The following is a 21,015-nucleotide window of genomic DNA, read 5'->3' as shown; positions in this document are numbered from 1 at the left end:
TTGTTTACAGCAAGACAGATTTTTTCAAAACAGTGCATTGTGATAACAATCAGTTATTCACTTTTTTAATATACAAATTCTTTAGATCAACGTAATCAAGGGGATCTTTTCCTGTCATTCCCACAACCGTCGGACGAATGAGACGTACACTGACACGGTAATAAACCGGTATCAGCCCAGAATCTTTATCAAGTTGAGCTTCGGCCAACTGATAAAATTCTTTACGTGTTGCTTCATCTTTAGCGGCGAGCGCCTGATTAAGATAGTTATCAAAAACAGGACTTTGATAGAAACCGGTATTGTTACTACTATTTGACAATAGCGTATTTAAGAAAGCAGAAGGTTCATTATAATCACCGCACCATGTTGCTCTTGCGACATCATAATTGCCCTGATGGCGATTCTGGAGAGAGGTTTTCCATTCTTGATTTTGTAAAGTGACTTTTGCCCCAATATTTTTCTGCCACATAGAGGCCGCAGCTATGGCTTGTTGTTTGTTCTGTTCTGATGTGTTGTATAACAAAGTAAATTTAAGGGGATTACTGGCATCAAAACCAGCTTCTTTCAACAGTTCCCTTGCTCGTTGGTTACGCTGTTCTTGTGTCCAACTTGCCCATTCAGGATGAATAGCCAGGCCACCACCAATATAAGTCGGAGTAAAACTATAGGCTGGAATTTGCCCCTGCCCCATAATTCTTTCCGTGATAATATCCCGATCAAGACTCAGCTTTATCGCTTCCCGCACCCGTTTATCTTTAAACAACGGTTTTTGATTATTGATTTCATAATAAAACGTGCACAAGAAAGGTGAGACTTGCAATTGATCAGGAACATCCCGTTTCATCTTTTGGTACAAATCAGGTGGAATGGCACTATTAGTGATATCCACCTCCCCACTACGATAACGGTTAACATCGCTGATCCCTGAAACAATGGGCAGAAAAGTACCTTTTTCAATGATGGTTTCTTTATTATTCCAATACTGCGGGTTACGTGTTAACACAATGCGTTCATTGACGACCCAATCTTTCAATATATAAGCACCGTTGCCAATATGGTTTTCCGGTAGTGTCCATTTAACACCCCATTTTTCAACCACATCCTGTCTGACGGGTTTCACCGCTGTATGGCTCAACATATCGATCAAATAAGGGACTGGTTGGCTGAGAGTTATTTGGAAACGGCGATCATCCAATGCCTTGACACCCAATTGTTCTGGTGATTTTTTTCCTTTCAGAATGTCGTTGATGTTCTGAACATAGGCATACTGCAAATAACTGGTATAAGGCGACCCTGTTTTTGGATCCGCAAGACGCCGCCAACTATAAACAAAATCCTGCGCAGTAACAGGTTTGCCATCACTCCATTTAGCATCGGCACGTAAGTAGAACGTCCATACTGTATAGTCTTTGTTTTCCCATCGTTCTGCCACTCCTGGTATGGTTTCGCCACTTGGCCCTGTCGTTACCAGTCCCTCCAGCAGATTACGGATAACGACAGTTTCTGGATGACCTTCAACTTGATGTGGATCGAGTGAAGTCACTTCAACGCCATTATTAACCGTTACTTCTTGTTTTTCAGCAAGTGCTCCCCCCACAGGAACGGTGACCGCAAAACTCTGTGTAATAGGAAACGACAATAAAACGATACTTGAAATCAACTGTCCCAACTTTGATGGTTTTTTTCTCATTTTTTCTCCAAGCCATTAACAGCAAATAAATCGTTTTTTTAATCTACTAACTCCAATAATTGACTCATGAAGCTAACAAATTACAATTGAGTTGTTAAAAATAAGTCCATGTATAATAATTGTTATAGGCTTTCTATAATAGATTCATTAACACACTAAGCTAATTCGTGATTTTTATAGAGAACACATTATCAAACCAAACACAATCTCTTTAAAATCATCAAGTTAATCTTATATTTTCAATATAAAAGCCATAAAATGCTATCGAAAGAGAAAATAAACATTATTTTAACAAAAAGCAATCATCACAGAGTAAAAACCTATCTTCATCACAAAACATTCAGATAAGACACCAGTCAGATAAGATTATAGAAAGTAAAGTAGTGTGAAAAATTACAGTATGATGTAGAGGAGACGTAGATTAAAAAGGAATAAAATATGAACAATGGTTTTTAGAAAATTATGCCGAAATGGTGTTATTGACCAATTGAACTTTATTTGCACATTTATTAGTGAATTTATAGCCAATTTATTTCCTGTTTAAGGAAAAAATTGCATATCTTTATCGTAACATTCCAAATGAACACATAAGTTATCTTTACTGTATTACAGCAAGCCCGGAAACAAAGCTTTTGCCCCAGTAACAATAAACTCGACACCCAGCGACATTAACAGTAATCCCATAATTCGAGTAATCACATTAATGCCTGTTTGTCCCAAAACCTTTACCAACAAAGATGCCGAGTGGAATAATAACCAACAACAAAAGGCAAATAACAAACTGGTTAATGCTAATCCATAATAATTTTGCCATCCTTGATAACGTGCACTCCATACCATGCAAGAACTAATAGCCCCCGGCCCCGCCAGAAGAGGTAATGCCAATGGAACAACAGCAACACTATCTCTCACTGCTGATTCTGATCTTTCCAGTTTATTCTGTTTATCCTCTCCCAATTTACCGTTAATCATCGACACCGCAATTGTTACTATCAACATCCCACCAGCGATACGGAACGAATCAATAGAAATACCAAACACATAAAGGATTGAATCACCAACCAGCAATGAAATGCACAAGATAATAGCAACAGATAAATTTGTGATGAGATTGGTTTTATTACGCCCCTCCATTGTCTGATAATTCGTCATACTAATGAAAACAGGTAAAACACCAATTGGATTTACTAGCGCAAACAATCCCATAAAAAATTTAATATATCCAGCAACCCCCAGTAATGACTCATCCACAACTACCTCCTTTTAGAGTTAAATAATAAAAATTATAACAACAACTAAGAAAATACAGTAAATCAGCGGCTTTTCGTTACGTTAAATCAATTAACCCAGCGATTTTGCCAATAAATGAACCTCTCGATAAGGAACTGGATAAAAGCCAAGTTAATAAACTGTACTAATAAGGTTAAATAAATATTTAAATTTATTTTCATAATTTGATTGAAAATCATTATTGTTAAATCGACAAGCTGAATTGAGTCAGCTTAATGTTTTCATGATCTAAATCACTATTAAAAAGCCTACAAATGGTAATCTATCTTCAATATAGAATTTCAACCAAATTAATTATTTCCAATTTAATCATTTGGTTAATTGGTTTTTAAAGGTGATTGGCGATAAATGAGATTAATTATAAGAAAATTAATTTCATGATATTATTTAATGAATTAATAATCTTGCAGCTAATTTCCTTAGAAAATTTAACATTTATCATCAGGAGTAATTTTTATGGCTGTAACTCAGATCACTGAACTTAATGAATTAGTTGCTCGCGTAAAAAAAGCCCAATGCGAGTTTTCTCATTTTTCTCAGGAACAAGTTGATCGTATCTTCCGGGCGGCAGCCCTTGCTGCCGCAGATGCGCGTATTCCATTGGCGAAATTAGCTGTATCTGAATCAGGCATGGGAATTGTGGAAGATAAAGTGATCAAAAATCACTTCGCTTCTGAATATATTTATAACGCCTATAAAGATGATAAAACCTGCGGCATTTTATCTGAAGATAATACTTTCGGTACCATTACTATTGCTGAACCTATTGGCCTAATTTGCGGTATTGTTCCAACAACAAACCCGACATCCACTGCAATTTTCAAAGCACTCATCAGCCTGAAAACCCGCAATGGTATTATTTTCTCACCTCATCCACGTGCCAAAAAGGCAACCAATCATGCGGCAGAACTCGTCCTGAAAGCAGCGGTTGAAGCTGGGGCCCCAAAAGACATAATCGGTTGGATAGATGAACCGTCAGTTGAACTTTCAAATGCGTTGATGCATCACCCTGACATTAACCTGATTTTGGCAACAGGCGGCCCTGGAATGGTAAAAGCCGCCTATAGTTCAGGTAAACCCGCGATTGGTGTCGGTGCCGGAAATACGCCTGTGGTGATCGATGAATCAGCGGATATTAAGCGTGCTATCGCATCCATTCTGATGTCCAAGACATTTGATAATGGGGTAATTTGCGCTTCAGAACAATCTGTCATTGTTGTTGATTCTGTCTATGAGCAGGTCCGTGAACGTTTTTCAACCCACGGAGGCTATCTCCTCCAAGAGAAAGAGCTGAAGGCCATTCAAGATATTATTTTGAAAAATGGTAACTTAAATGCTGCCATTGTCGGTCAGTCAGCCACAAAAATTGCGGAAATGGCTGGTATCAACGTCCCTGTGAATACAAAAATTCTTATCGGTGAAGTGACTCTGGTCCGTGAAGCCGAACCTTTTTCCCATGAAAAGTTATCGCCACTACTTGCCATGTACCGCGGCAAAAACTTTGAAGATGCCGTTGAAAAAGCTGAAAAATTAGTTGAAATGGGCGGTATTGGGCATACGTCATGTCTCTATGCCGATCAAGATAATCAAGCTGAACGGATTAAATATTTCGGCGATCGGATGAAAACAGCCCGTATTCTGATCAATACACCTGCATCCCAAGGCGGTATTGGAGCTTTATACAATTTCAAACTAGCACCTTCTCTCACGCTGGGTTGTGGATCTTGGGGAGGTAACTCTATTTCCGAAAATGTGGGGCCAAAGCACTTGATTAATACAAAAACTGTCGCCAAAAGAGCCGAAAATATGTTGTGGCATAAATTGCCAAAATCTATCTATTTTCGACGTGGTTCTTTGCCTATAGCATTAGAAGAAGTAGCTACAGATGGTGCAAAACGTGCTTTCATCGTGACAGATCGCTTTTTGTTTAATAACGGCTATGCCGATCAAGTTATCAACGTCTTGAAATCTCACGGTATAGAAACTGAAGTTTTCTTTGAAGTTGAAGCCGATCCGACGTTAAGCATTGTTCGCAAAGGCGCTGAGCAAATGCATCTGTTCAAACCTGATGTCATCATTGCCCTCGGCGGGGGTTCTCCCATGGATGCAGCCAAAATCATGTGGGTGATGTATGAACACCCTGAGACGCATTTTGAAGAACTGGCATTGCGTTTTATGGATATCCGCAAACGTATCTATAAGTTCCCGATAATGGGTGTAAAAGCCAAGATGGTTGCCATTACCACAACCTCTGGTACAGGTTCAGAAGTTACACCTTTTGCTGTTGTCACCGATGAGATCACGGGGCATAAATATCCGTTAGCAGATTACGCTCTAACCCCCGATATGGCGATTGTCGATGCAAACCTCGTCATGGCGATGCCAAAATCGCTGTGTGCCTTTGGGGGACTTGATGCAGTAACTCACGCCCTAGAAGCCTATGTTTCTGTTTTAGCCAATGAATATTCTGATGGTCAAGCATTACAAGCGCTGAAACTATTGAAAGATTTCCTGCCAGCCAGCTACCATGAAGGTGCAAAAAACCCTGTTGCTCGCGAACGTGTCCATAATGCAGCAACAATTGCAGGTATTGCCTTTGCCAACGCATTCTTGGGTGTGTGTCACTCAATGGCCCATAAACTTGGTTCTGAATTCCATATTCCACACGGTTTAGCTAATGCTTTGTTAATCTGTAATGTGATCCGCTATAACGCTAACGATAATCCAACAAAGCAAACGGCTTTCAGTCAATATGATCGCCCACAGGCACGACGTCGCTACGCAGAAATTGCAGATCATTTGGGATTAACTGTATCCGATGATAGAACGGCGGCCAAAATTGAAAAGCTTCTGGCTTGGCTGGAAGAAATGAAATTCCAGTTAGGCATCCCGACATCAATACGTGAAACAGGTGTTCAGGAAGCTGATTTTCTCGCGAAAATAGACAAACTTGCAGAAGATGCATTTGATGACCAATGTACCGGCGCTAATCCGCGTTATCCACTCATTTCAGAATTGAAACAACTGTTGTTAGATTCTTTCTATGGCCGTGAATTTACAGAATCGTCCTTATCTCAGGAGGAAGTAAAACCAAATAAAAAGAATAATAAGAGACAATCATAATGATAAGCTGATGTAACTTAAAAGGCGTTGGGGCAACCCAGCGCCTTTTTATTATTTCATGCTCAAATTTGATGAAATTTATCCAATTGATTTAATGTTGCTACCCGTTAGCCCTGTTTCGCCTTAGCTTTACGAATAACGTCAATATAGTGTTTACGACATACAGAAACGTATTTTTCATTACCACCAATATCAACCTGAGCACCATCGTAAACAACGTTCCCATCGCTGTCAAAACGCAATACATGGCTGGCTTTCCTGCCACAATGACAGATTGTTTTCAACTCTACTAATTTATCCGACCACGCGAGGAGATAATGGCTTCCACTGAATAATTCGCCCTGAAAATCTGTTCGTAACCCATAACAAAGAATGGGGATATCGTCATAATCTACAATTTCACAGAGTTGCTCGACGTGTTCTTTCGTCAAGAATTGGCATTCATCAATCAAAACACAGTGGACTTTTTCTGCTTCGTTTTCTCTTCTGATAAGTTCAGCAATATTTGTTTCTGGTGAAAACAACAAAGCCTCAGCGGATAAGCCAATACGGGAACTGACCTTTCCTTTACCAAATCGGGTATCAATTTCTGCTGTAAAAATCAGTGTTCTCATTCCTCTTTCGTTATAGTTATAGGAAGATTGCAATAAAGAAGTTGATTTCCCTGCGTTCATGGCAGAATAATAAAAATAAAGCTGAGCCATTGGCCCTTCCATCCTCTTGTCAAATTTAATCAGGTGATATATCGCCGTAAGTTTACCATAAACTCTGATTGAAATTATCCTTGTTATTGTCAAATGTGGGGTAGAAGAAAGAAATTAGAGTGAATAAGAAAAAATTATTTTCATGATAATCATCACATTTGTGCATATAAAATCAGCACCATAAGCGATTTCTGCACGACTAATGAACGAATTTAACATCGAAAAGAATATAGTTATTTCCACATCCATTCTTTGCATATTAATAATCATAATGGTTTACTTTTGTTCAACTCACCTCTCTATAATCATAACTAACCGATTACCCATAAAAAACATTCATCTCATACTTATCCATTAACTTATTTCCAGAAGAATAGTTAACATTCCTTACAGATTGACTATAAATTAGTTTTATACGTTGCATCCCTTACTCAACTTTACAGTAATCGGCTCTCAATGGTTATTGGAAAATGATAATCCCAATAGCAGAATTAAAACGCAATATATCGATTATATGAAAAATTGCATTTTAAAATGATATGTTTTAGTCTGAGAAAGTAAATTCACTATTGCAGAAAATAAAATAGCATTCTATTATTATCCCTACATCAGCCATCATCATTATAATTTGAGACCAGGACAATGAGCGAAAATTTAAAATCCTTAAATAACATCCGTACCTTGCGCGCACAAGCAAGAGAATGTGAACTGACTACTTTAGAAGAAATGCTGGAAAAACTTACGACTGTTGTTGAAGAACGTCGTGATGAAGAAAGCCAAGCTCGTGCACAAATAGAAGAACGTACACGTAAACTTCAAGAATACCGTGAAATGCTGGAAAAAGACGGTATTGAATTAAGCGATTTAGTTGACGCTTTAAGTGGTAAAGCTACAAGTAAATCTAAACGTGCTGCACGTCCAGCTAAATATTCATACGTTGATAGCGATGGCGAAACTCAAACTTGGACTGGCCAAGGCCGTACTCCAGCTGTAATCAAAAAAGCAATTGATGAAGAAGGCAAAACACTGGAAGATTTCCTAATCTAATCAGTTGCTTTGTAAGCCAAATAACAAAAATACCCAATCAAGGGTATTTTTGTTTTATGATTAATATAACTAGAGCTAGGTTAATTACTGGCTGATGTAGCAACACCATGAGTTATATTAGCGACTAAGTCGTTATCATATTCTCTATGTGTTAAAGAAAAATTTAACACTAACTTAGTTTTTTATTAACATAGACTTATAAAAAAGGAGCTAATAGCTCCTTTTCTATATTCTCATTATCACGACTTCTGATAAAAATCTAAATACCAATCGACAAACCGCTTCACCCCTTCCTTCACCGGAGTATCGGGGGAAAAACCAATTTTATTGTAAAGTGCGCTGGAATCCGCACATGTTGATAACACATCACCATCCTGAATATCCATAAAGTTTTTCTTTGCTTTTATTCCCAATGAAACTTCAATGGCTTCAATAAAATCGCCCAGTTTTGTCGGCTGACCATTACCAATATTGTAAACACGATATGGTGCAGAACTGGCAGATATCTGCCCATCTTCAACTAGCCAGTCTTTATTGGATGCAGGAATGATATCTTGCAATCTGATTATAGATTCAACAATGTCATCAATATATGTGAAATCCCTCACCATATTACCATGATTATAAATATCAATGGATTTACCTTCTAACATAGCTTTAGTGAATTTAAACAAAGCCATATCAGGACGCCCCCATGGCCCATATACAGTAAAAAACCGCAACCCGGTAGTGGGGAGTTGATAAAGGTGTGAATAGCTATGAGACATTAACTCATCAGCTTTCTTTGTTGCCGCATATAAAGAAACGGGATGATCAACTGAATCATCAGTGGAAAACGGTTGCTTTTTATTTAGCCCATATACTGAACTTGAAGATGCATATAATAAATGTTCTACCTGATTATGACGACATCCTTCAAGGATATTGATATGACCGACAATATTGGCATCAATATATGCCATTGGGTTTTGTATTGAATAGCGAACACCTGGCTGAGCACCTAAATGAATCACTCGCTGAAATTGGTGTTTAGCAAACAATTCAGGGATAGCAACTCTATCTGCTAGATCTAATTTTTCAAATTTAAAATTCGAATGAGGGAGTAATAAATTTAATCTCGCCTCCTTCAAATTAACATCATAATAATCATTAAGGTTATCGATACCGACAACCTCATGACCCATATTCAATAATCGCTGGCTAACATGAAAACCGATAAAACCAGCAGAACCTGTAACTAAGAATTTCATATCATAACTCAAATAACCGGATTGATAGAGGCACCACGACCAATACCATAGTATGTAAACCCACGTGATTGCAGACGTTCAGGATCATAAAGATTACGTCCATCAAAAATTACAGGTGTTTTTAATGAATCCTTAATCACATCAAAATCAGGTGCTCTGAAATTTTGCCATTCTGTACAAATAATCAAAGCATCGGCTTCTTTTAATGCAGCCTCTTTTGTTCCCATTAAAGAGAGATCATTACGTTGCCCATAAATACGCTGAGCTTCCTGCATAGCTTCCGGATCATACGCCTGTATTTTAGCGCCACATTCCCATAATGTTTCCATTAACACACGGCTTGATGCTTCACGCATATCATCTGTATTAGGTTTAAATGCCAATCCCCAAATAGCAAACGTTTTGCCAGATAAATCATGACCAAAATGCTGTTTAACAAAAGTAGGCAATTTACTTTTTTGTTTTTCGTTAACCAGCTCCACTGCCTGAAGAATTTTTGGAGTATAGCCAATTTGTTCTGAAGTCCGGATCAATGCCTGAACATCTTTCGGGAAACATGAACCACCATATCCACAGCCAGGATAAATAAAGTGATACCCGATACGTGAATCAGAACCAATTCCCTGACGCACATTTTCAATATCGGCTCCCAGCATTTCAGCCAAATTGGCAATTTCATTCATGAAACTAATTTTTGTTGCCAACATACAGTTAGCAGCATATTTCGTCAGTTCCGCACTGCGGATATCCATGACTATCATACGATCGTGATTACGATTAAATGGCTCATACAGTTCGCGCATGATATCCACCACATCGTCATTATCACAGCCAATGATAATACGTTCAGGTCGCATACAGTCGGCAACTGCGGCACCTTCTTTCAAAAACTCAGGATTGGAGACAACATCAAACGGAAGTTCCATATTGCGTTGTGCTAATGTTGCTTGCATCACTGCTCTAACTTTATCCGCAGTCCCTACTGGCACAGTTGATTTATCAACAACAACTTTATAGCCATCCATATTTTCTGCAATGGTCCGAGCTACGGCCGTGACATATTGAAGGTCGGCTGATCCATCTTCATCAGGAGGTGTTCCTACTGCAATAAACTGTAATTTGCCATGTGCAACACCCGCTTTGGCATCCGTTGTAAAATTCAGACGCCCTTCAGTATGATTTTTCTTTACCAGAGGTACCAAACCTGGTTCAAAAATAGGGATATGACCATTTTTCAGGTTCTCGACTTTTTTTGCATCAACATCAACACAAAGTACATCATGCCCAACTTCTGCAAATACGGTGGCTTGAACTAAGCCTACATAGCCAATACCAAATACAGTAACTTTCATATAACACCTTAAATTACTAGTAGATTATTTTTCAATCTGATGTTGTAAAGCCATGACCCAATCCGTGAATGATTTACCCAGTTCCTTATGTTTCATGCCATATTCAACAAATGCCTGCATATAACCCAATTTATTACCACAATCATGGCTGCGGCCCTGCAAATGATAAGCTTCAACCGCTTCTTTTTCCATCAACATGGCAATGGCATCTGTCAGTTGTATTTCATCTCCTGCTCCTGGTGCCGTTTTCGCCAACAATGGCCAGATTTTTTCAGACAAAACATAGCGACCAACGATGGAAAGGTTTGATGGTGCCTCTTCTGGTTTCGGTTTTTCAACCACACGAGCAATGGGTTTACTATCACCGGGCTGTAGCTCTTCGCCCAGACAATCAACAATGCCATAATCCGAGACACTTTCTACAGGAACAGGCTCTACCAAAATCTGGCTTGCCCCACTACTATTAAAGCGTGACAACATTTCGCTCAAATTATATTTTGACAAATCTATGCTGTATTCATCCAAAATAACATCAGGCAAGATAACCGCAAACGGCTCATCACCAATAAGGGGTTTGGCACATAACACCGCATGCCCCAATCCTTTTGCAATTCCTTGGCGAGTTTGCATGATCGTTACGTGTTTTGGGCAAATCGATTGTACTTCGTCCAGTAATTGGCGCTTGACCCTTTTTTCAAGGATCGCTTCCAACTCAAAACTGGTATCAAAATGGTTTTCTATAGAGTTCTTAGATGAATGTGTTACCAGAATAATTTCATTAATGCCTGCTTTGATACATTCATTGACAACATACTGAATCAGCGGCTTATCGACTAGCGGAAGCATTTCTTTAGGAATCGCTTTAGTAGCCGGCAACATCCGAGTCCCCAAACCAGCGACAGGTATAACAGCTTTTCTTACCTTTTTATTTATTGCTGACATTCTATATTGTCTCCTACTGCTATGTTGTTTCTGGACAAATTTCTGTACAGCTAAAACATAGCACTAACTCTCTGAAAAAATCGTATCTACGCAGAAAATCTGCATTCATAAAAATAACGCGCACGAGTATACCAGTTAATTCAACCAGATATACAGTGCGTAAATTTTTAATCATATGTCCGTGTTTAAATGCCTAATATCCTCATGAAATGAGGTGTAAATGTTATAAAATCACTGACAAGATAGCGGGGAAAATATCAGTTTTATTTGGTTCCTACTATTCCACACTCGGCATTGCCAAAAAGAATTTTGCTCTACAATATGCCTTAAATGCTTGACCTTCAATGTACCAAAGGAAGCTCTTCTATCTAACTGTTTCTGTTGATTACCAGATTGAATATGTGCATTTAATCCGGTTGACGATAATAAAATAGTCTTATTGCATGTATCATAATAACCCAGCAGTAAAGGAAGCGGTTCTGCTGCATCTTCATTATTTAATATCCGGTTCAGCCAATTCGTGATGTTACGCAGGTCAATCAATTCATTATTTTTATTAAACTTTTTCTTCTTCAACAAATGATTGAAAGCTACTCTCAATAGTAGTGCAGAACTAGCACTTTTGTCTTTTGAATGACTAGCATCAAGACAGTAGAAGATCATTTCCTTCTCAGACAGTGCAGCAATATCGAAAACTAATCCGGTTTTACCTGCGATATTCAACAGCCGATAATTTATCCTACAGTTAGCGATAACCTGAGAAACAGGCGGTTGTAATTGTTTTAATAATCCCCAGATAGTGGATGTATTATGTTTTAATACCATAAACTCCTGTCTCAATTGGCTTCGCTCTATGAGCTCAGAAGAAAATAATTTTGGATACAAATAATTCAACGCAATTTTTTTTATCTCATTGAAATTAGCTATCGGTTTTAACAAGATATCTGTCGCCCCAAGACGCAACGCATTATCGATCTCCATCATTTTATTTGTTGCAGAAACAATAATGATGGGGATAGCCAATCCTTTATTCGCCATATTGTGAATAAATTCTAAGCCATTCATGATGGGCATATCCAAATCACAAAAGATGAGTTCAGGCTCCATCTCTTCCTCTACCTTCTGTAATGCCACCCGCCCATTTGATGCACTCGCCGTTATCGCCCCCAACGAATTCAGATAACCCACAATTGAAGAACCAAAAACCGACTCATCCTCTACAACTAATATCCTCTTTCCTTTCAGTACCTTTTCCATAACGGCGGCCCCTTACCAAGCGTTGCGACCATTGCCCATATTCGAGTATCATCAGCCGATGATAGCCCAATAGGTCAGTACAATTTATACTCTTACATATCTTTGCAATATTGCTTATATTAACAACAGCCACCTTAAATAATTGGAGTTATTTTGACAAAAATGTGTCCCTGCGGCAGTGGAACACCTTTCACTCATTGCTGTAATCTTTATCTCGAAAATCATCACCCTGCTCCAAATGCTGAATCTTTGATGCGTTCCAGATACAGTGCTTATGTCACACAAAATGCAAATTATCTCATTGCTACTTGGCATCCTGATTGTCAGGCTGAAAATTGGCGTACAGAAATAGAACAAGGTTTTGTGAGTGTACAATGGCTGGGATTAAATGTTCTCGAAACGAGTCCGGGTAAACATAATGATGAAGCTCATGTCGAATTTTCAGCTTGCTTTATTGAACAGGGAAAGCAAGATAGACAATTGATTCATGAACGCTCACGTTTTTTACTCATTGACCAACATTGGTTTTATATCGATGGAATTCGTCCTCAAGTAGGTCGAAATAGTTCTTGTCCATGTGGCTCAGGAAAAAAATACAAGAAGTGCTGTAGTTAAATTACTATCTAACGATCAAGCATCACAATTCACCACACCATGAAGAAAATTTGAGGATTTCTCAATCCATGCAAAACACAAACATACAAAAAAAGATCTTGCGCACAATTTGTCCTGACGCTAAAGGATTAATCGCAAAGATCACTAACATTTGCTACAAACATCAATTAAATATTGTTCAAAATAATGAGTTTGTGGATCATCTTACCGGTCGTTTTTTTATGCGCACAGAATTGGAAGGTATTTTCAATGATGAAACATTTTTGGCAGATTTAGATGATGCCCTACCCGCTGGCTCAAGCCGTGAATTAAATACTGCGGGCCGTCGTCGTATCGTTTTGATGGTGACAAAAGAAGCGCACTGTATTGGTGATATACTGGTAAAAAGCGCCTATGATGGGCTGGATGTCGAAATTGCTGCTGTTATCGGCAACCATACGATCCTACAACAATTAGTTGAGCAATTCGGCATTCCATTTCACCACATCAGCCATGAAGGTTTAACCCGCGAGCAACATGATGAAGCATTGATGGCCCAAATCGATCAATATAAACCTGATTATGTTGTGCTCGCTAAGTATATGCGAGTTTTGACACCAGCATTTGTTCAGCATTATCCAAATCAAATAATCAACATTCACCACTCATTCTTACCTGCATTTATCGGTGCGCGCCCTTATCATCAAGCGTATGAACGTGGTGTGAAGATTATTGGTGCTACTGCTCATTATGTAAATAATAACTTGGATGAAGGACCAATTATCACTCAGGATGTAATAAATGTGGATCATACTTATACTGCTGAAGAGATGATGCGGGCAGGACGTGATGTTGAAAAAAACGTGTTAAGCAAAGCCTTACACTGTGTATTTTCTCAGCGAGTCTTTGTATACGGTAATCGTACTGTTATCCTTTAATAAGCAATAAAGTATTTGTTAATTGTTATATATCATAGATTAAATGGCGAGTTATTTCTGTGATGTCCCGGCAGACCAAGAGTTGATCATAAAGTTCAAAAAAACAACACTTGATACTTTATTTTCAATTATCTACTTTACAGCGGCGGCTTATTTGATATTATGCCGTCCGCTGCTAACGACAGTATACAACTCAAAAATTTGGTGGGGTTCCCGAGCGGCCAAAGGGAGCAGACTGTAAATCTGCCGTCACAGACTTCGAAGGTTCGAATCCTTCCCCCACCACCATCAAAGATTTCTTCTTTACGCCCAACAAATTCTAGAACAATCACATGATTTTCATTAAAGAAAAAAGAGGACCTTCGACTCAGTCTCTGATTAAGCGCAGCAAAATAACAATGATGATAGCGTGTGAAAGTGAATGTAGTGAAATAAGAAGATATGAGGTGTGATTTGGCCCGAAGGTGAGGAACGAAATGACTATTCATCCTTCCTCACCACTATCAAAAATCCATTCCAAGCTTTTAATGCATTAAAAAACAACAAATAATAATTCCATTGCTTTCATCAACTATCGAAACTCATGACTATATTGTTTGGAGAAAACAAATTAGATTAACGACTAATTTAATGAAATTTAATGCACTTACAATATCAATAGCGGAGCAGGAAAGCATAAACAGTTCGCTCCGCTTATGCAATCTGTCACTCCATATCGCTGACAGAATCGATGAAACGATTTAACACGCTTGAATGAGACTTTGATTTGTAGACATAACACTGATTAACTGCGTCAGGTCGTGATATTGGAATAAAGCCTAAGCTTTCTCCCTCTTCCAATGCACCCGAATGAGAGTCTGTAATGCAGATATAATCTGTTGACTGAATAAAATTAAGGCAGCATTCTATATTATCCATTTGTCGAATGTTGACCTTCTCCCCACTTTTTATCATCTCCTCTTCCAAATTCTTTACCAAATTACCTTTATAGAGTACTGGATCACATAACCATGTTCTCTTTTTAAGTAATTGAGTCACATCGTTATTCACTTCATCCAATAACTCTTTACGGCAGCAGATCCCCAAGTTTGGTCCATCAATTTTCCGTACAAGGCTGAAGCGATCACTAAGTATTTTTTCTGAACTTAAAATTATCGTATTGCCCTCGTAATCAACTATTTCATCGATGTTATCATAACCGAAGCGTAATATATTAACCTGAGCATTATTTCTGTCTGCTGCTTTATAAAGCGAAATCAGATGCTTTTTCTTACCCCAATCATGGTATATATTTACAACGTTACAAATACTTCCGCTGATGTGTTTCTTTGTAATTTCTTTCTCTTTCAAATACAGCTCTTTTAGGTCATTATATAACTCCACTCCGTCTTTGGTCAGAATCATCCCAAACTTCTCCCTTTTAAATAAGCGCTTTCCTAACGTCGCTTCAAAGTCTTTAATTGATTTAGCGACTGGGGGAGTCGTACGGTTCATCACTCTTGCCGCTTTGCTTAAAGAACCCATTTCCACCACCGCCATGAATGCTTCTAATTTACGAGAAAAAAACATAATTCACCGTTCCTATGTAACTTGTGGCTAAAATAATATCCTTGAAATGGCCTTCTCATCAGGTAACCGCTAAATCAAACTTGATATTATGAAGGTATAATTTTGTACAATAAAAACTGTTATTTTTCAAATGGCATTTATATAAAATGCCAGTCCCTGATGCAATAATGCGGTTTAGATGAACTATATAATTCACCTATATCATGATGAATATTCCACCGTGATTGTAAGCCGTTAATAAATATAACCATGGCCTACAAGTTCAATTTTCTATCAGAGATTGATTAACTCTTCTACTTTTTCATTAATTATTTTTTGTAACTCATGACATAAAATAAATTCCAAGGTAAAAAACCTTGTAAAAAAAGATAATATCTCATGTTTAATATAACCAATTATAACTAGTCGATTATTATATATTCTTTAATTTACCACACATTAGTTTAGGGGGTTTTTATTATTAAAAAAAACGATTCGACACTCAAAATTTTGGCTAAAGAATGTATTACACTCAATATAGTATTACATATAGGAGTAAAATAGCGATATATCAATGCAACTATGAAAATTCTATTATTTAATAAATGGTTACATATTTATTTATATCTGTTAACATTAAAAATCAGTATATTCCAAAGGTTATTATAACGATATGAAATTTATCTCATTCAATATTAATGGGTTGCGAGCACGTCCTCATCAGCTATCTGCCATTGTTGAACAACACCGACCAGATGTTATCGGATTGCAGGAAATAAAAGTCCATGACGAAATGTTTCCGTTAGAAGAGGTGAGCAAACTCGGTTATCACGTCTTCTATCATGGTCAAAAATCACACTATGGCGTCGCTCTACTTACCCGACAACAACCTGTAGATGTTCGTAAAGGTTTCCCTACCGATGATGATGATGCACAACGTCGTATTATTATGGCTGATATCGAAACACCTATCGGTTTATTAACCGTAATCAACGGCTATTTTCCCCAGGGAGAAAGTCGTGAACACCCGGTTAAATTTCCTGCCAAAGAAAAATTTTATCAGGATTTACAAACCTACCTAGAAAGTAATCACACCCCAAAATCACATATTCTTATTATGGGAGATATGAATATCAGCCCAACTGATCTCGATATTGGGATCGGCGAAAATAACCAAAAGCGTTGGTTAAAAACCGGCAAATGTTCTTTCTTACCGGAAGAAAGAGAATGGATGGCACGACTTAAAAATTGGGGACTTGTTGATACATTTCGGACGCAGCATCCCGAAATCAATGATCAATTTTCCTGGTTTGATTATCGCTCAAAAGGGTTTGATGATAATCGTGGGTTACGCATTGATTTGCTACTTGCCAGCCAGCCATTAGCAGCACGATGTATCTCTTCTGGCATCGATTATGATATTCGCGGCATGGAAAAACCGTCTGATCATGCCCCTGTTTGGACAGAATTCGCAATATAATTACCTGATATATACTCAATGGAGTTCAAGATGCAGCGTTTATGTTTTGGGAGAAAATATTCAGGAGCATAAACCACTATATGATTGGGAGGAGTAAGCGTAACCAACAAAGTTGTAACTTGGAAGATGACGAGGATAAAACACAGCACCGTCAATTATGGTGCTGTGTTATCATTTTTGTTATGCCTGATTGGGTATATCTGTCTTTGTCTTGCTGAATTTTCCTTGTTTTCCTTTTTTCCCTTTCTTGGGAACGGGAGGCAAATCTCTGAATGCTTTCAAATTACGATATTGTTTTGCCTGCCAAATCAATTGTTGCAATGTTTCTTGAAGAGGTAACATAAAATCCTGATAACGAAATTGCTTTTCGCTGATTTGCGTCAATCGAGACTCCCAATGTGCCGTCATATCCGGCAATACAGCCATATCCGGCAATACATGGACTAAAGCCCGTCCAGCAGGTGTGGCATGGATATGCCGTCCTTTTTTGTACAGAAACTCCCGTTTGAACAACAGTTCAATAATCCCTGCTCTAGTCGCTTCTGTACCCAAACCATCTGTCGCTCGCAACACTTTCTTCAATGTCTTATCCTGCACAAATCGTGCAATACCCGTCATTGCAGATAATAATGTCGCATCAGTAAAAGGCCGTGGTGGTTGTGTCTGTCTTTCCACCACTTCACCCTTCTCACTCAAAAGCTCATCACCCTTAGCAACCACAGGTAATGGAGTACCTTCATTCTCCTCATCCCGTTCTTTGTTACCCAGTAAGGTTCTCCAGCCAGCTTCCGCCAAAAAGCGTGCCTTAGCGATAAATTTTCCACCGGCAATATCAAGTTCAATTGTACACTTACGAAACACTGCCTCCGGGAAAAATTGCATCAAATATTGTCTGGCAACCAAACTGTAAATTTGGCTTTCATTCTCAGTCAAATTGACTTGGCTACTGCGGGCGGTTGGAACAATTGCATGGTGAGCATCAACTTTTTTGTCATCCCAACAACGGTTCTTTTTCTCCATATCTAAAGAACTTTGCGGAAGCAAATATGCAGAATGAACCGAAATAGCATTCAAGACTGCATGACGTCCCATAAAATGCTCTTCTGGTAAATAGCGACAATCAGAGCGTGGATAAGTAATCAGCTTATGGGTTTCATACAGTCGCTGACAAATGTCCAGTACATTCTGAGCACTCAAACCAAAACGCTTAGCAGCTTCAATCTGCAAGGCCGATAGTGAAAAAGGCAATGGTGCCGTTTCTGATTCCCGCTTATCCTGATATGCAGTGACATTGGCGGGTTGCCCAGTAATGCGTGCCACAACATGCTCTGCCAATGGCCGATGAATAACTCTCCCTTCTTCATCCTGAAAATCAATACAAGATTCACTCGGCTGCCATAAAGCGGTAAATCGCTCTGTATTTGGCGTAACAATATGTGCTTTAACCTCAAAAAAATCTTTTGGCACAAAATGTTCTATCTCTTCATCACGACGAACAACCAGCCCCAAAACAGGTGTTTGGACACGGCCAACCGATAATACCCCCTGATAACCTGCATTCTGGCCCAATAATGTATAAGCGCGGGTCATATTGATGCCATAAAGCCAATCCGCTCTGGCTCTGGCGAGTGCAGAAACACACAGAGGAACGAATTCCCGATTATTTCTCAGCCGTTCAATTGCCTTTGTGACTGCCTGAGGATTCAGGTCATTGATCAGACAACGTTGGACATTTTGCTTTTTTTCGGAATCCAGCTCCAAAAAATCCAGCACTTCATCCACCAGCAATTGCCCTTCACGATCAGGGTCACCTGCATGAACAATTTCGTTTGCCCTGCCCAACAGGGATCTAATCGTGTTGAGCTGTTTAGCCACCTCAGCGCGTGGCTTTAACTGCCATTTTTCAGGAATGATCGGCAAATCAGCCAATACCCAGCGAGCATAACGGCTATTATAAGCATCTGGCTCAGCCTGCTCCAATAGATGACCAACACACCAGGTAACAAACTGATTATTACCGCATTCAATAAACCCATCCCCACGTCGATGAGGTTTCGGTAAAACATCCGCTATGGCTCTCGCAAGGCTAGGTTTTTCTGCAATAAAAAGACGCATTTGATTTTATCTATTTGATTTTAAATTTAAATTTTAGTTAAACACTAAATATTATCCTGTATATTGTCCTGTTTATCAAAACCCTTTGGTAAAAACATCTTCTGAGTTCATTTGTATTAATAAACAAATATATCAGCGGTTATGCCATTTTTCATTACATCTCCAAGTATTTCTTATATCTCCGCCCGTAATGGGCGAGGATATACGGAGGATTTTGCTAACCCTTCCCCTTACTCCGGTTGCTCAGACCATTTGATATCTGATTTAGCCCCGCCTTCCCTTGCCTCACATTCCACACCGAATCCTCTGGCATCTGGACACGGACGTCCAAGCGCGTACCGGCGGGTAAGTCACACGGCTCATCCTCGGTGTAATAGGTCTGTGCCTCCATGGACTTGATACGCCGGTTCTGTAGGCGGGCAGGCATGTGGGTGTTCTGTCGGTGCGTCACTTTGATGTCGATGGCCCCATCCGGCAGCACCTTATCCTCGACATACACCAGTTCATTGCCGTTGATGTCACGGGGCACACTGATACCGCCATGCACCCCCCATGCGCCATCGGCGTTATAGCCCAGTACACCGGAGACCCGATAGTGACCGAGGCCAAGTTTAGTAACCGTGGCCCCTTCGGATTCGTCATTGGTGATAACAGTGCCATCGGGGTGAATGATGATAATGGGGGAACCCTGCCTGATATAACCACTATTATCACGCCAGCAATTGGCGCCTAAAGATAATACGGTGCCACTGCCTCGGGGGAAATTCATGCTGTGCCAATTAGGATCCCCCCATTTGTAAACCATATGCGGTACGCCGTCACGCGTTTTTAGATTCATTCTCGCGTCATCTGTACGACAGGAAATCTCATCAGCCGCCTCCAGATAACCATTGGTTATGAGCCCGCTTTGTATTTTTTGCACGCCTCCGTTAGCTAAATCCTGTCGAATAACATCCCTCATAAATCCCAGATTCCCCACAAACGCCGCTTTATCCGGAATGTCTGCCCCGTTCTGGCTCTTCTCCAGCTTCCCCGCCAGCGCCGCATAGAGTGCCCGAATCGATTGCAGCGCCACCGTCTGGCCGTTCGGCAACGTCACATTCACCACGTCATTCTGGGCCATCCACGCATCCATGTTCTGGAGGAACTGGATGATATAGGCGTTAATCGCCACCAGATGTCGGACCCCATCGGAGACGGAATCCGGGAGCGTGGTCTGAATCTGGTATTTCACGGCATTCAGGGTGACAGTGGCGTTATCGGCCAGGACCAGTTCGGTATCCGAGTTCACCGCCTGAATCAGATGGATTAGGTTGCCCTGGTCGGACTGAATTAAAATAAGCTGCGCCGGTGCCACGCCATTGATGTTGTCTTTAAACCGGGTGCCCGTGCCCCGGATAATAGCCGAGCCGGACACGGTGGAAATCGTGCCTTGTGCATAGTACATAAAGGTATTCCTGAAAGGTTAGAAGTAGTCGTCGAAATTAATCGCGTAGATGTCGTAGTCGATGGGTTTGTAACTAAAATGGTCCGCCTGAAAGTATTCAAAATCCATCTTACCCGCCTCACTGATTGAAATAGTGTTGCCGGAAAAGGCAAAGCCCGAATCCGCAAAGCGCCATGAGTTTCCGCCGACATTTTTAACCAGCTTCGCCAGCCGGTTGACATGCACCATCGGTCTGGCA

At 39.7% G+C, this 21,015-nt stretch carries 16 protein-coding genes and 1 tRNA gene; 6 read left to right on the top strand and 11 right to left on the bottom strand.

What is annotated here, in order from left to right; genetic code table 11:
* Positions 1-49: 49 nt before the first annotated feature.
* The gene (locus Xhom_RS16320; RefSeq protein WP_069315876.1) at positions 50-1,690 is read right to left on the bottom strand and encodes an ABC transporter substrate-binding protein; all 1,641 of its coding nucleotides are present in this window, start codon (positions 1,688-1,690) and stop codon (positions 50-52) included.
* Positions 1,691-2,296: 606 nt separating this feature from the next.
* Complete coding sequence (locus Xhom_RS16315; RefSeq protein WP_069315877.1) at positions 2,297-2,941, bottom strand: YchE family NAAT transporter; 645 nt, start codon at positions 2,939-2,941, stop codon at positions 2,297-2,299.
* A gap of 495 nt (positions 2,942-3,436) precedes the next feature.
* On the opposite strand from Xhom_RS16315, the gene adhE reads away from it, so the two are divergent.
* Positions 3,437-6,103 (top strand): bifunctional acetaldehyde-CoA/alcohol dehydrogenase, encoded by a 2,667-nt coding sequence (adhE, locus tag Xhom_RS16310; protein WP_069315878.1) that lies wholly within the window; start codon positions 3,437-3,439, stop codon positions 6,101-6,103.
* Positions 6,104-6,210: 107 nt separating this feature from the next.
* Here the strand turns inward: adhE and Xhom_RS16305 are convergent, their stop codons facing one another.
* Positions 6,211-6,807, bottom strand: coding sequence for a thymidine kinase (locus Xhom_RS16305; RefSeq protein WP_069315879.1), 597 nt, complete (start codon positions 6,805-6,807; stop codon positions 6,211-6,213).
* Positions 6,808-7,449: 642 nt separating this feature from the next.
* Between Xhom_RS16305 and hns the strand changes: the two genes are divergently transcribed.
* Complete coding sequence (hns, locus tag Xhom_RS16300; protein WP_069315880.1) at positions 7,450-7,854, top strand: histone-like nucleoid-structuring protein H-NS; 405 nt, start codon at positions 7,450-7,452, stop codon at positions 7,852-7,854.
* A 239-nt stretch (positions 7,855-8,093) separates the two neighbouring features.
* On the opposite strand, the gene Xhom_RS16295 is transcribed toward hns, so the two are convergent.
* From Xhom_RS16295 to rssB, 4 genes are all read right to left on the bottom strand, one after another.
* Entirely contained in the window at positions 8,094-9,104 is a 1,011-nt protein-coding gene (locus Xhom_RS16295) for an NAD-dependent epimerase (protein ID WP_069315881.1), read from the bottom strand.
* Between the two features lie 8 nt (positions 9,105-9,112).
* Positions 9,113-10,456 (bottom strand): UDP-glucose dehydrogenase family protein, encoded by a 1,344-nt coding sequence (locus Xhom_RS16290; RefSeq protein WP_069315882.1) that lies wholly within the window; start codon positions 10,454-10,456, stop codon positions 9,113-9,115.
* Between the two features lie 24 nt (positions 10,457-10,480).
* Positions 10,481-11,398 carry a UTP--glucose-1-phosphate uridylyltransferase GalU gene (gene galU, locus Xhom_RS16285; RefSeq protein ID WP_069315883.1) on the bottom strand — a complete coding sequence of 306 codons (918 nt, stop codon included), beginning with the start codon at positions 11,396-11,398 and terminating at the stop codon, positions 10,481-10,483.
* A 231-nt stretch (positions 11,399-11,629) separates the two neighbouring features.
* Positions 11,630-12,655: a two-component system response regulator RssB gene (gene rssB / locus Xhom_RS16280; RefSeq protein ID WP_069315884.1), complete on the bottom strand. Its 1,026-nt coding sequence runs from the start codon at positions 12,653-12,655 to the stop codon at positions 11,630-11,632.
* Between the two features lie 153 nt (positions 12,656-12,808).
* On the opposite strand from rssB, the gene Xhom_RS16275 reads away from it, so the two are divergent.
* From Xhom_RS16275 to Xhom_RS16265, 3 genes are all read left to right on the top strand, one after another.
* Positions 12,809-13,270, top strand: coding sequence for a YchJ family protein (locus Xhom_RS16275; protein ID WP_145957469.1), 462 nt, complete (start codon positions 12,809-12,811; stop codon positions 13,268-13,270).
* A 68-nt stretch (positions 13,271-13,338) separates the two neighbouring features.
* Positions 13,339-14,187, top strand: coding sequence for a formyltetrahydrofolate deformylase (purU, locus tag Xhom_RS16270; protein ID WP_069315886.1), 849 nt, complete (start codon positions 13,339-13,341; stop codon positions 14,185-14,187).
* A gap of 203 nt (positions 14,188-14,390) precedes the next feature.
* Positions 14,391-14,475: transfer RNA gene (locus tag Xhom_RS16265), tRNA-Tyr, on the top strand.
* A 417-nt stretch (positions 14,476-14,892) separates the two neighbouring features.
* Here the strand turns inward: Xhom_RS16265 and Xhom_RS16260 are convergent.
* Positions 14,893-15,756, bottom strand: a complete 864-nt coding sequence (locus Xhom_RS16260; protein WP_069315887.1) for a helix-turn-helix domain-containing protein — start codon at positions 15,754-15,756, stop codon at positions 14,893-14,895.
* 652 nt (positions 15,757-16,408) lie between these two features.
* Here Xhom_RS16260 and xthA point away from each other — a divergent pair.
* Complete coding sequence (gene xthA, locus Xhom_RS16255) at positions 16,409-17,215, top strand: exodeoxyribonuclease III (protein ID WP_069315888.1); 807 nt, start codon at positions 16,409-16,411, stop codon at positions 17,213-17,215.
* Positions 17,216-17,395: 180 nt separating this feature from the next.
* Here the strand turns inward: xthA and Xhom_RS16245 are convergent, their stop codons facing one another.
* The 3 genes from Xhom_RS16245 to Xhom_RS16235 form a co-directional block, all read right to left on the bottom strand.
* Positions 17,396-19,330: a DNA topoisomerase III gene (locus Xhom_RS16245; RefSeq protein WP_069315889.1), complete on the bottom strand. Its 1,935-nt coding sequence runs from the start codon at positions 19,328-19,330 to the stop codon at positions 17,396-17,398.
* A 217-nt stretch (positions 19,331-19,547) separates the two neighbouring features.
* Positions 19,548-20,777: a phage tail fiber protein gene (locus Xhom_RS33535; RefSeq protein ID WP_211287898.1), complete on the bottom strand. Its 1,230-nt coding sequence runs from the start codon at positions 20,775-20,777 to the stop codon at positions 19,548-19,550.
* Between the two features lie 18 nt (positions 20,778-20,795).
* Positions 20,796-21,015: hypothetical protein (locus Xhom_RS16235; RefSeq protein ID WP_169928467.1), on the bottom strand; the 220-nt coding region annotated here is incomplete at its 5' end.

Origin of the sequence: Xenorhabdus hominickii, from assembly GCF_002632725.1 — a bacterium.
GTDB classification, from domain to species: domain Bacteria; phylum Pseudomonadota; class Gammaproteobacteria; order Enterobacterales; family Enterobacteriaceae; genus Xenorhabdus; species Xenorhabdus hominickii.
Note: the sequence above shows the minus strand (reverse complement) of the source record. Positions and strands in the feature narration are given on the sequence as shown.